Below are 12,216 nucleotides of genomic sequence, written 5' to 3' on the forward strand. Positions count from 1 at the left end.
TGTGGATGCGTGTTGCCTCAGTGCGGCAAGACCACCGGGACGTTAGTGGCGGGAGGTGTATTCCGGCTGCGCTCGCAGCGCACGATGCCGTCGATCATCACCATGCCCACGCCGGGCAGGTCGCCGAGCTGCACGCTGTCCAGCAGGTCGCGGCCGGCCGAGTGCTGGGCCTTGTCCATGAAGACGAAGTCGGCGGCGCGGCCGACCTCGATCAGGCCGCAGTTCAGATTGCGGATGCGCGCGGTATTGCCGGTGGCGAAACAGAACACCAGCTCGGCCGGGATATTGCCCAGGCTGGACAGCAGCGCCACCATGCGCAGCATGCCCAGGGGCTGCACGCCCGATCCCGCCGGGCCGTCGGTACCGAGGATCACGCGGTGTGGGCATTTGAGCTGCAGTGCGGCCTGGGCGGCGGCGATGGCCACTTTTTCGTTGCCGTTGTGCACAATCTCGATGGCGCGCGACGACTTCTCGCACAGCTCGCACACATGGGCTTCGGACAACGAGGTGTGGCCGCCGTTGATGTGGCCGATCACGTCGGCATCGGCCTCCAGTACCACGTCCTTGTCGATCAGGCCCGAGCCGGGGATCGATGGACCGCCGGTGTGGATGGTGCTCTGGATGCCGTACTTGCGCGCCCAGGCCACCATCTGCTGGGCTTCGTAGCCGGCCTTGACCGAGCCCAGGCCCACTTCGCCCAACAGGCTGACACCAGCGTCGGCCAGGTCCTTGAAATCCTGCTCGACCATGCCTTTTTCGATGATGGGCGCGCCGGCAATCACCTTTACGCCGCCGGGGCGGAAGTTGTCGAATGCGCGCTGGGCCGTGATGGCCAGGGCCTTCAGGCCGACGATGTCCTTGGGCCGGCCAGGCAGGTGCACTTCGCCGGCCGAAACCATGGTGGTGACGCCACCGTGCATGGTCGAGTCGATCCAGCCCAGCTGGTTCTGCCGCGGGGTCCAGTCGCCGAACACCGGGTGTACATGGCTGTCGATCAGTCCGGGGGCTACGCAGGTCTGGCGGGCGTCGATGGTGGTGCGGGCCTCGCTGGTGTCGCAGTCCTTGGCTTTGCCCACAGCGACGATCAGGCCGTCGTGGATGACGATGGTGTCGGCGTCGAGGATGGGCTGGTCGATGTCGCCCGACAGCAGCAGGCCTATGTTCTGGATGACGACCTTGCCAGACTTTGTGCCGGCGATTGCTTCTGCCATGGTGTTCTTTCGTGGGGTGGTTGTATCGGGTAGCTACCGGGTCACGGTGCGCAGCACGGTGTCAAGCACAAAGCCTTCCCAGTGCGCCAAGGCATCCGGGGCTTCGAGGTTGTCGCCCAGAAACGCGGACAAGGTGTGCCGGTTCGACAGGTAGAAGTAGCCAAGCGAGGCGATCAGCAGATACACGTCGCGGGTCTGCAGATCGTCACGGAACAGCTTTTGTGCGATGCCGTTTTGCATGATCTCGCCAAGGATGGCGATCGCCGGCGACGAGTATTCGCGGGCCCGCAGCGACTTGGCGATGTGCTTGCCCTTGTGCAGGTTCTCGGTGTTCAGCAGGGTGATGAATTCCGGGTGCTTGCGGTAGTAGTCCAGCACAAAGCGGATCACCGCGCGCAGCGCCTCCAGCGGCTGGGCTACGTCCAGCGCCAGGCGCGACTCGGCCTCGTTCATGCGCCGGTAAATGCCCTCCAGCACCTCGATGTACAAGCCTTCCTTGCTACCAAAGTAGTAGTAGATCATGCGGTCGTAGGACTTGGCGGCGGTGGAGATCTTCTCCACGCTGCCGCCGTCGTAGCCGTGCTTGGCAAAGACCTTGGTCGCGGCGCGCAGGATGCTGTCGCGCGTGGCCTGGGCGTTTTGCTCGCGTACCCCGGGCTTGCCGGTTTTGCCGGCTTTGCTAGCCGGTGCTTTCTTGCTGGCAACCGGTTGGCGGCCGGATTTGGCGGTGCTGGACATGGTGTGGTGCTTACTGTTCGGCGAACGCACGTTCTATCACGAAGTCGCCGGGGCGCGAGGTGTTGCCTTCCTTGAAACCGCTTTCTTCGAGGCTGATTTTCAGGTCGCGCAGCATGGCCGGGCTGCCGCAGATCATCGCGCGGTCGGTGGCCGGGTCCAGATCAGGCAGGCCCAGGTCTTTGGCCAGCTTGCCGCTTTCTATCAGGTCGGTGATGCGGCCCATGGTGTGGAAGGCTTCGCGCGTCACCGTGGGGTAGTAGCGCAGCTGTTTGCTCACCAGCTCGCCCAGAAACTCGTGCTGGGGCAGGTGCTGGGTCAATAGATCGTGGTAAGCCAACTCTTCCACCTGGCGCACACCGTGCACCAGAATGAGTTCTTCGTATTTTTCATAGGTCGCGGGGTCGTGGATCACGCTCATGAATGGTGCAAGCCCCGTGCCCGTCGAGAACATATACAGGCGCTTGCCCGGCAGCAGATAGTCGATCAGCAGGGTGCCGGTGGGCTTGCGCCCGACGATGATGTTGTCGCCCACCTGGATGTGCTGCAGGCGCGAAGTCAGCGGACCATCGGGCACCTTGATGCTCAGAAATTCAAGGTGTTCTTCATAGTTGGCGCTGACGATGCTGTAGGCGCGTAGCAGCGGCTTGCCGGTCTCGGTCTTCAGGCCGATCATGGTGAAGTGGCCGTTGGAAAACCGCAGCGATGGATCGCGGGTGGTGGTGAAGGTGAACAGCTTGTCTGTCCAGTGGTGCACGCTCAGCACGCGCTCTTCGTTGAATGCACTCATATGGTGTGTGGTGGAAAGTGGATGAAAACAGTGGATGCAATCTGCGGGTTGGCTAGTGTCTTTTCTGTTGCGGTGTGCATATGCTTATGCTAAATTGCCAGCACATAAAAATGTAGTGCTTGCAACATTTAAGTTCAGTGAATGCTACATAAATAGAGATTGCGGGACAAGTACTTTTCATAACCTCTGCTTGGTTGGTGCCCCACGATGACAGAACACACGAAGACTGACGGCCTGCCTGCAATGGATGGTGGTGTCCCTCCTTTGCCAGAGCGGGCGGTGCCACGCCATGAGCGCATGGCGACCGACAAGATTGCCTGCAATGCCTGCCCAGTGCTGTGCCAGATATCCGAAGGGCGTGCCGGGGCTTGCGACCGCTATGCCAACCAGGGCGGAACCTTGGTGCGGGTCGATCCGGTCGTGCTGCTGCGCCGTGCGGTATCGGACGGCGCAGTACCGCTGGTGGCGTTCTCGGCCGCCGACGTGGCCGCCGACTGGAACGGCGACCTGCTGCGGTCCGACGAGGTGTTCGTCACCGGCGTGGGCTCGTCCACCACCTACCCCGACTACAAGCCCGCGCCCTTCATCGTCGCCTCCCAGGCCCAGGGCGTGGACATGGTGACCGTGGTCACCGAGGGTATCTTCAGCTACTGCAGCTTCAAGATCAAGATCGACACCGACCGCTACCTGGGCCCCGAGCAGGCCAATGTGCGCTGCAAGGGCGAAGTGGTCGGCCATGTCACCACGGCCGAATACGGCTCGCAGATGCTGTCGCTGGGTGGCGTACACCACCTGACCGGCGGCAGCAAGAAAGAGGGCCGCGTCACCGTGCAGATGATGGAGGCCCTGGGCAACAAGCAGGCGGTGGAGCTGACTATCGACGGTGGCTCGCAGATCGTGGTGCAGGCTGGGCGCCCGCCCATCGTCAACGGTGTGGAAGAGCAGCGCATGCGTGTCGGTTGCGGCTCGGCGGCGGTTGGCATATTCGCCAAGCAGTTGTTCGGCGAGGCCGATGAAGTGGTGGTGGTCGATGACCACATCACTGGCGTGCTGACCGAGCACCAGGCCGGCCGTTGCCTGGACATGCCGCGCTCGGGCATCCAGATGCGCGGCCGCAAATCCACGCCTGGGCGCTACTTCCAGGTGGCGAATCCGGGTACCGGCTGGGGCGGCACCGATATTGCCGACCCGCTGTCCATCATCGAAGGCTGGGACCCCGAGGTGGCCCGGCCCGGCATGCGCCTGCTGATGACCTCCACCACCGGCGAGCACGCAGCCTGGTATGTGCTGGACGACGCCTTGCAGCCTGTGGAGCAGCCCATGCCGGCCAGCGTGCAGCGCATCATCGAGCGGATTGGCGAAAACTGCGAACCTTCACTCTGCACAGTACTGTTCCTCGGTGGCGCGGGCGGTAGCCTGCGCGCCGGCGTGACCGAGAACCCGGTGATGCTGACCCGCGCCATCAAGCAGGCGCTGGTCAACGTGACCTGCGGCGGCGCGCCCGCCTACGTCTGGCCGGGCGGCGGCATCACGGTGATGGTCGATGTGATGCGCATGCCCGACAAGAGCTTCGGCACCGTGCCCACGCCGGCCATCGTTGCACCGATTGAATTCAGCCTGCGTCTGGAAGACTACCGGGCGCTGGGCGGCCATATGGACCATGTGCGCAGCCTGGAGCAGGCCTTGCGCACGGGGGCATGGCACAGCGACGGCGCACCCACGGCGCGGCTCTGGGTGCAGAACCCTGCCGCCAATGCCTGGCCCCTGGGACAACCGCCGCTGCTTGGCTGAAACAGCACCCACCATGTCCGCCCAACGCGCACCCTTGTCCGACGGCCGCTGGCACTTCCAGCATGGTCCCATCGACATCGTGATCGGTGCCAACGGCGAGTCTGCGGCGGTGGCCTCCGCCCATCAGGCGGCATGGCAGCGCTTTCAAACCCTGCTGCAGGGGCTGGTGGCCGAGCTGCCCATCCTGCGCCAGGCCTTGCCGTTGGCAGGCGCCTTGCCCAAAGTCCATGAGCGCTTGTCGGGTGTCGTGGCGCAGCGCATGTGGATGGCTTGCGCTCCGTTCCGTGCGGGTTTCATCACGCCCATGGCTGCCGTGGCCGGCGCCGTGGCGCAAGAGCTGATTGCCTGCTATCAACGTCCTGGTGTAGACCGGGCTTGGGTCAATAACGGCGGCGATATTGCATTCCATCTGACGCCGGGCCATAGTCTGCGGGTAGGGCTGTTCGTCGACCTGGATGCCATGGGTGCGGCGCTGGCGGACCCTGCGAGTTTGCGTATCGATGCACAGGCTGGCCTGGAATACGGCTTACCGGTGCGTGGCATCGCCACCAGCGGTTGGCGCGGACGCAGTTTTTCGCTGGGGATTGCCGATAGCGTGACGGTGCTGGCGGCCACCGCGGCGCAGGCCGATGCGGCCGCCACGGTGGTGGCGAACGCGGTGAATGTGCAGCATCCAGGCATCCTGCGGCAGCCGGCCTGCATGCTGCGCGACGACAGCGATCTGGGCAGCCTGCCGGTGACCACGGAGGTGCCGCCGCTGCCCCCCGACTTGGTGCGCAAGGCGTTGGCGGCAGGGCTGGCCGAGGCCCAGGCTTTGCAGCAGGCCGGCTTGCTGTGGTCTGCGACCCTGGTGTGCCAGGGCCAATGGCAGCAGACGCAGGTATTTCCCAGTCTGATAGCCGAGGATTCTCCGCAAGTTGGTTCAGTATTTGCTTAATGAAATTTACAAGACGATTTAACCCATGATCACGATCCGACGCATCTTCACCCACGTGGAGGAAATCCGCCACGAGTTCGGCCCCGAGGCCAAGGTTCCGCTGCTGCGCGGCGCCATCGGCGCGGTTCTGACCAACCCCTTCGCTGGGCGCTATGAACCCAATATTCTGCCGATGATGGACGCGCTGCAAGACGTGGGCATAGACATGGCGCACCGCCTGCTGGCCGCGATGCAGCTGCCGGTGGAGCGCATCGCCAGCTACGGCAAGGGTGCGGTCATCGGCGCGGCCGGTGAGCTGGAGCACGGCGCACTCTGGCATGTGCCTGGCGGCTATGCCATGCGCGAACTGTTGGGTTGGAAGGGCGACCGCAACGCCTACGCCAAGGGCCAGGCGGAAGAGAAAACCGGCCAGCCCGGCAATGCCCTGGCCATCGTGCCGTCGACCAAGAAAGTCGGCGTGCCCGGCACCGCGCTGGACGTGCCACTGACCCACATCAACGCCGCCTATGTGCGCAGCCATTTCGATGCCATCGAAGTGCGCGTGCCCGGTGCGCCGGCCGCCGACGAGATCGTCTTCATCCTCGCCATGGCCTCCGGTGCGCGGGTCCACGCCCGCGTCGGCGGCCTAGAACCCCAGGGCATCGCCCGCTGGGACGGTCTGCGCTGAGCCCCGCGTCACCTACACACCATCCAGGAAACACACCATGTCCGCCAAGATCCGCAAAATCATCGTCCAGGTCGATGAAGTCCTGCTCGAAATGGGCCAGCCCGTTACGCCGCCCACCCGCCGCGCGCTGGCCATGGCGGTGATCGCCAACCCTTACGCGGGCCGCTATTCCGAGAGCCTCGACGAGCTGATCGCCATCGGCGAAGAACTCGGCGGCTTGCTGGGCGAAAAATGCGTGCAAGCCCTGGGCATTGCGCCCGGTGCGGCGCAAAGTTACGGCAAGGCCGCCATCGTCGGCGAGGGCGGCGAACTCGAGCACGCGGCTGCCATCCTGCACCCCAAGCTTGGCGCGCCGCTGCGCAAGGCTGTGGAGAAGGGCGCGGCCCTGGTGCCATCGGCCAAGAAGATCGGTGGTCTGGGCACGGCGATTGACGTGCCCCTGGGCCACAAGGACGCGGCCTTCGTGCGCAGCCATTTCGACGCCATGGAAGCCCGGGTGTCCGATGCTCCCCGCGCCCATGAAATCGTGGTGGCCGTGGTCGTCACCGACAGTGGCCGCCCGCTGCCGCGCATCGGTGGCCTACAGGTTTCCGAGATCGTCGGCCAGGACGGCCTGCGCTGAAATTTTTCCTTTTTGACCCCAGGAGTTTTGCCATGAAGTTTTTGCGTCCTCTGCTCTACACCGCCAGCTGTGCCGCCACGCTGGCCATGCTCTCCACCGCCCATGCCCAGGGGGTCATCAAGATCGGCGAGGTCAATAGCTACAAAGCCCAGCCGGCCTTTCTGGAGCCCTACAAGAAGGGCATGGAGCTGGCCGTCGAAGAGATCAACGCCAGTGGCGGCGTCAACGGCAAGAAGATCGAACTGATCACCCGTGACGACAATGCCAACCCCGGCGACGCTGTGCGCGTGGCCGAAGAGCTGATTTCGCGTGAAAAGGTCGACGTGCTTACCGGCACCTTCTTGTCCAATACCGGACTCGCCATGACCGACTTCGCCAAGCAGAAGAAGTTCTTCTTCCTGGCCGGCGAGCCGCTGACCGACAAGATCATCTGGGGCAGCGGCAACAAATACACCTACCGCCTGCGCCCCGGCACCTATATGCAGGCCGCCATGCTGGTGCCCGAGGCCGTGAAGCTGAAGAAGAAGCGCTGGGCCGTGGTCTACCCCAACTACGAATACGGCCAGTCGGCGGTAGCCGCGTTCAAGCAGCTGTTGAAGGCCGCGCAGCCCGATGTGGAGTTCGTCGCCGAGCAGGCCACGCCGTTGGGCAAGGTGGATGCCGGCAGCGTGGCCCAGGCCCTGGCCGATGCCAAGCCCGATGCGATCTTCAATGTGCTGTTCGGCGCCGACCTGTCCAAGTTTGTGCGCGAAGGCAATACCCGCGGCCTGTTCAAGGACCGCGAAGTGGTCAGCGTGCTAACCGGCGAGCCCGAGTATCTGGACCCGCTGAAAGATGAATCGCCCAATGGCTGGATCGTCACCGGCTACCCCTGGTACGGCATCCAGACGCCCGAGCACAAGGCCTTCTTCCTGGCCTACCACGGCAAGTACAAGGACTATCCGCGCCTGGGCTCGGTGGTTGGCTACACCGCCATCAAATCGCTGGCCGCCGGCATGAAGAAAGCCAAGAGCAGCGAGTCCGAGAAGCTGGCCGTCGCCTTCCAGGGCCTGCAGGTGGACAGCCCGTTCGGCAAGATCACCTACCGCGCCCAGGACCACCAGTCGACCATGGGCGCCTTCGTGGGCAAGACCAAGAACGATGGCGGCAAGGGCGTGATGGTGGACTACACCTATCTCGACGGTGCCAAATACCTGCCCACAGACGCCGAAGTGGCCAAGCTGCGCGCTCCCGACTAAGGCCTTCGACACAGCAGATTTCGCCCACGGCTCTTGAGGATACGGAATGAATTTTTCAGGCTTTGTGGTCCAGCTGCTTAACGGGCTGGCCGGGGCGTCGTCGCTGTTTCTGGTGGCGGCCGGGCTGTCGCTGATCTTTGGTGTGACCCGCATCGTGAACTTTGCCCACGGCTCGTTCTTCATGGTCGGCATCTATGTGGCGTATTCGCTGGTCGAGCAGCTGGGCACGCGCCTGGGTTTCTGGCCGGCGGTGCTGCTGGCGGCGGTGGCGGTGGGCGTGCTGGGCGCCCTGATGGAGATGCTCTTGCTGCGCCGCATCTACAAGGCGCCCGAGCTGTTCCAGCTGCTGGCTACGTTTGCTCTGGTGCTGGTGATCAAGGACGCCGTGCTGTGGCTCTGGGGTCCGGACGAGTTGCTGGGCCCGCGCGCCCCCGGCTTGTCGGGCGCAGTGGAGATTCTGGGCCGGCAGTTTCCTTCGTATGACGTTTTCCTGATCTTTGTCGGGCCCATCGTGCTGGGCTTGCTCTGGCTGCTGCTGACGCGCACCCGCTGGGGTACGCTGGTGCGCGCCGCTACACAGGACCGCGAAATGGTCAGCGCGCTGGGCGTGAACCAGGCCTGGCTGTTTACCGCGGTGTTCGCCCTGGGCGCGACGCTGGCCGGCCTGGGCGGCGCCCTGCAGCTGCCGCGCGAACCGGCGACGCTGGAGATGGACCTGAACACCATAGGCGCGGCCTTTGTGGTGGTGGTGGTGGGCGGCATGGGCTCGATCCCCGGCGCCTATGTGGCGGCGCTGTTGATTTCTGAAATCAAGGCTGTCTGCATCTGGTTAGGCGTGGTCGAGATACTGGGTTACAGCCTGTCGTTTTCCAAGCTGACCTTGGTGGTTGAATTCCTGGTCATGGCCGTGGTGCTGGTGGCCCGGCCCTGGGGTCTGATGGGCCGGCCCCAGCCCGCCAGCCGCTATGTGGGCATGCAGGAAGAACCCTTGCGCCGCGCCAGCAAAGCCTATGGCATCGCGGCTGCGCTGCTGGGACTGGTGCTGCTGGCCTTGCCCGTGCTCACCGCGGGCTCGCCTTACACCACGGTGTTGATGATCGACCTGCTGGTGGCCGCGCTGTTCGCCGCCAGCCTGCACTTCATCATGGGGCCGGCGGGCATGCATTCCTTCGGCCATGCGGCTTACTTCGGCCTGGGTGCGTATGGCGCCGCGCTGCTGGTGCGCAGCACCGGTATGCCGATGGAACTGGCGCTGGTGGTCGCGCCCCTGGTGGCCGCGCTGGGCGCCTTGGTCTATGGCTGGTTTGCCGTGCGCCTATCGGGTGTGTACCTGGCGATGCTGACCCTGGCTTTCGCCCAGATCACCTGGGCCATTACCTACCAATGGGATGCTCTCACCGGCGGCAGCAATGGGCTCACCGGCGTCTGGCCGTCGGAATGGCTGTCCGACAAGCAAAGCTATTACTACCTCACCTTGGCGCTGGTGGCAGCGGGCGTGCTGTGGCTGCGCCGCGTGCTGTTCTCGCCGTTCGGCTATGCCTTGCGGGCCGGCCGCGACTCCCATCTGCGAGCCGATGCCATCGGCATCGACGTCAAGCGCATGCAGTGGGCTGCCTTTGTGCTGGCCGGAGCGGCGGCGGGTTTGGCGGGAGCTTTGTATGCCTTCTCTAAGGGCAGCATCTCGCCCGAAACCCTCAGCGTGGGCCGTTCGGTCGATGGCCTGGTAATGGTGCTGCTGGGTGGCATCCAAACCCTGGCCGGGCCGGTGGTCGGCGCGGTCACATTCACCTGGCTGCACGACACCGTGGCGCGCAACACCGACTACTGGCGCGCCATGCTGGGCGGCATCATCCTGCTGCTGGTGCTGCTGTTTCCGCAAGGCATTGCCGGCTATGCGCAGCAGCTGTTTGCCCGCTTGCGCCGTGCGCCGGAGGCCAAGCCATGAGCAATATTCCTTTGCTGAAAGTCACCGGCCTGGGCAAGTCCTTTGGTGGCAACAAGGCGGTCGACGGCATCGCCTTCGAGCTGGCCGCCGGCGAGCTGCTGGCGCTGATAGGCCCCAACGGCGCGGGCAAGTCCACCACCTTCAACATGGTCAACGGCCAGCTCAAGGCTGACCGTGGCTCGATCCAGCTCAATGGCCAGGAGCTGGTAGGCCGCAAGCCGCGCGACATCTGGCACATGGGCGTGGGCCGCACCTTCCAGATCGCCGAAACCTTTGCCTCGCTCACCGTGGTGGAGAACGTGCAGATGGCGCTGCTGTCGCAGGCCGGCAAGCTGTTTTCGATGTGGCGGCGGGCGGCGGACTTTCAGCGCGACGAAGCCCTGCATCTGCTCGACCAGGTCGGCATGCGGGCCCAAGCCGAGCGCCCCTGCAATGTGCTGGCCTATGGCGACGTGAAGCGTGTCGAGCTAGCCATCGCCATGGCCAACAGCCCCAAGCTGCTGCTGATGGACGAGCCCACCGCGGGCATGGCCCCCAAGGAGCGCAACGACCTCATGGCCTTGACCAAGCAGCTGGTGGTCGACCGTGGCATGGCCGTGCTGTTCACCGAGCACAGCATGGACGTGGTGTTCGCCTACGCCGACCGCATGATCGTGCTGGCACGCGGCCGCCTGATCGCCGAGGGCAAGCCGCTGGAGATCCGCGACCACCCCAAGGTGCAAGAGGTCTACTTCGGCACAGGCAAAACATTTGAGAAACCCGCCCCGGCGGCGAAGAAGGTGGCCTGATGGCAGAGCAAACACAACCCTTGCTGGACGCCCAAGGCCTGTGTGCCTGGTACGGCGCGGCCCAGGTGCTGTACGGCGTGGACCTGAACGTGCAGCGTGGCGAAGTGGTGGCCTTGATGGGCCGCAACGGCGCGGGCAAATCCACCACCCTCAAGGCCGTGATGGGCATGCTGGCCAAGCGCCAGGGCCGTGTACAGTTCATGGGGCACGACATTTCGACCAGCGAGCCGCACCACGCGGCACGTCTGGGCCTGGGCTATGTGCCCGAAGACCGGCGCATCTTCACCGACCTGTCGGTGCTGGAGAACCTGTCCGTCGGCCAGCAGCCACCGCGCCGCTGGGCTGACGGCACGGACGCCCCGCTGTGGACGCCCGAGCGCCTGTTCCAGCTGTTCCCGAATCTGGGCGAAATGCCCAACCGCCCCGGCGGCCAGATGAGCGGCGGCGAGCAGCAGATGCTGACTGTCGCGCGCACCCTCATGGGCAACCCGTATCTGGTGCTGCTCGACGAGCCCTCCGAAGGCGTGGCGCCGGTGATCGTCGAGCAGATGGCCCACATGATTCTGGCCCTCAAGGCCCAGGGCGTGAGCATCCTGCTGTCCGAGCAGAACATGCACTTCGCCGAGCTGGTGTCCGACCGCGCCTACGTGCTCGAAAAAGGCCAGATACGTTACCAAGGCCGGATGAGCGATCTCGCCGCGAACGACGAAGTGCGCCGCGCCTATCTCAGCGTCTGATTTTTCTAACCTCTGGAGTCCCACCATGCTCAGCAGCCACCGCAGAACCCTTTTGAAGTCCACTGCCGCTCTCGGCTTGCTGGGCGGCCTCGGCCTCTCGGCATTCGCCGCCGGCAAGATCAAGCCCGTTAAACCTGGTAATGCAGCCCTGATCGTGGTCGATGTGCAGAACTGCTTTCTCGAAGGCGGGACTCTGGCCGTGAAGGGCGGCACCGAGGTGGTTCCGGTCATCAACCAGCTGGCACCGGCGTTTGAGAATATCGTCGTCACGCAGGACTGGCACACGGCCGGCCACGCGTCTTTTGCCAGCAGCTATGCGGGCAAGAAGCCATTCGAGACCACCAAGCTGAATTACGGCACCCAGGTGCTGTGGCCCGACCACTGCGTGCAGGGCACGGACGATGCGAACGTCAGCAAAGACCTGAAGCTGCCTACCGCCCAGCTCATCATCCGCAAGGGCTTCCATAAGGAGATGGACAGCTACTCGGCCTTCGAAGAAGCCGACCACAAGACCGCCACCGGCCTGGCCGGCTACCTGAAGGCGCGCGGTATCAAGACGGTGTTCGTCACCGGCCTGGCCACCGACTTCTGTGTCGCCTGGACGGCTATGGACGCGCGCAAGCTGGGCTTCGAGGTCTATGTGGTCGAAGACGCGACACGCGCCATCGACCTGAATGGCTCCCTGGCTGCCGCCTGGAAAGCCATGGCCGCCAAGGGCGTGAAGCGCATCCAGTCGACCGACATCGCCACCTGAA

General features: G+C 64.5%; 12 protein-coding genes. 9 read left to right on the top strand and 3 right to left on the bottom strand.

Going from position 1 to position 12,216, the window contains the following annotated elements; genetic code table 11:
- Positions 1–17: 17 nt before the first annotated feature.
- From BLT66_RS10740 to BLT66_RS10750, 3 genes are read right to left on the bottom strand one after another with little or no spacing between them, the layout of a single operon-like run.
- Complete coding sequence (locus tag BLT66_RS10740; RefSeq protein WP_092757661.1) at positions 18–1,211, bottom strand: amidohydrolase family protein; 1,194 nt, start codon at positions 1,209–1,211, stop codon at positions 18–20.
- Between the two features lie 33 nt (positions 1,212–1,244).
- Positions 1,245–1,949, bottom strand: coding sequence for a TetR/AcrR family transcriptional regulator (locus BLT66_RS10745; protein WP_092757662.1), 705 nt, complete (start codon positions 1,947–1,949; stop codon positions 1,245–1,247).
- A 10-nt stretch (positions 1,950–1,959) separates the two neighbouring features.
- A complete protein-coding gene (locus BLT66_RS10750) occupies positions 1,960–2,736 on the bottom strand; it encodes a ferredoxin--NADP reductase (RefSeq protein ID WP_092757663.1) in 777 nt (258 codons plus the stop codon).
- 207 nt (positions 2,737–2,943) lie between these two features.
- On the opposite strand from BLT66_RS10750, the gene BLT66_RS10755 reads away from it, so the two are divergent.
- From BLT66_RS10755 to pncA, 9 genes are read left to right on the top strand one after another with little or no spacing between them, the layout of a single operon-like run.
- Positions 2,944–4,527 carry a 6-hydroxynicotinate reductase gene (locus BLT66_RS10755; protein WP_092757664.1) on the top strand — a complete coding sequence of 528 codons (1,584 nt, stop codon included), beginning with the start codon at positions 2,944–2,946 and terminating at the stop codon, positions 4,525–4,527.
- Between the two features lie 13 nt (positions 4,528–4,540).
- Positions 4,541–5,464 (top strand): UPF0280 family protein, encoded by a 924-nt coding sequence (locus BLT66_RS10760; RefSeq protein WP_092757882.1) that lies wholly within the window; start codon positions 4,541–4,543, stop codon positions 5,462–5,464.
- A gap of 25 nt (positions 5,465–5,489) precedes the next feature.
- Complete coding sequence (locus tag BLT66_RS10765; protein ID WP_092757665.1) at positions 5,490–6,131, top strand: amino acid synthesis family protein; 642 nt, start codon at positions 5,490–5,492, stop codon at positions 6,129–6,131.
- Between the two features lie 37 nt (positions 6,132–6,168).
- Complete coding sequence (locus BLT66_RS10770; protein ID WP_092757666.1) at positions 6,169–6,753, top strand: amino acid synthesis family protein; 585 nt, start codon at positions 6,169–6,171, stop codon at positions 6,751–6,753.
- A gap of 32 nt (positions 6,754–6,785) precedes the next feature.
- Positions 6,786–7,991, top strand: a complete 1,206-nt coding sequence (locus BLT66_RS10775; protein WP_092757667.1) for an ABC transporter substrate-binding protein — start codon at positions 6,786–6,788, stop codon at positions 7,989–7,991.
- A 46-nt stretch (positions 7,992–8,037) separates the two neighbouring features.
- Positions 8,038–9,936, top strand: a complete 1,899-nt coding sequence (locus tag BLT66_RS10780; protein ID WP_092757668.1) for an ABC transporter permease — start codon at positions 8,038–8,040, stop codon at positions 9,934–9,936.
- A gap of 5 nt (positions 9,937–9,941) precedes the next feature.
- Entirely contained in the window at positions 9,942–10,724 is a 783-nt protein-coding gene (locus BLT66_RS10785; protein WP_092757883.1) for an ABC transporter ATP-binding protein, read from the top strand.
- The gene (locus BLT66_RS10790; RefSeq protein ID WP_092757669.1) at positions 10,724–11,461 is read left to right on the top strand and encodes an ABC transporter ATP-binding protein; all 738 of its coding nucleotides are present in this window, start codon (positions 10,724–10,726) and stop codon (positions 11,459–11,461) included. The genes BLT66_RS10785 and BLT66_RS10790 overlap by 1 nt, the downstream gene beginning before the upstream one ends.
- Before the next feature lie 25 nt (positions 11,462–11,486).
- Positions 11,487–12,215: a bifunctional nicotinamidase/pyrazinamidase gene (gene pncA / locus BLT66_RS10795; protein ID WP_092757670.1), complete on the top strand. Its 729-nt coding sequence runs from the start codon at positions 11,487–11,489 to the stop codon at positions 12,213–12,215.
- Position 12,216: the final 1 nt, after the last annotated feature.

Source organism: Rhodoferax sp. OV413 (assembly GCF_900104385.1).
GTDB lineage: Bacteria > Pseudomonadota > Gammaproteobacteria > Burkholderiales > Burkholderiaceae_C > Rhodoferax_B.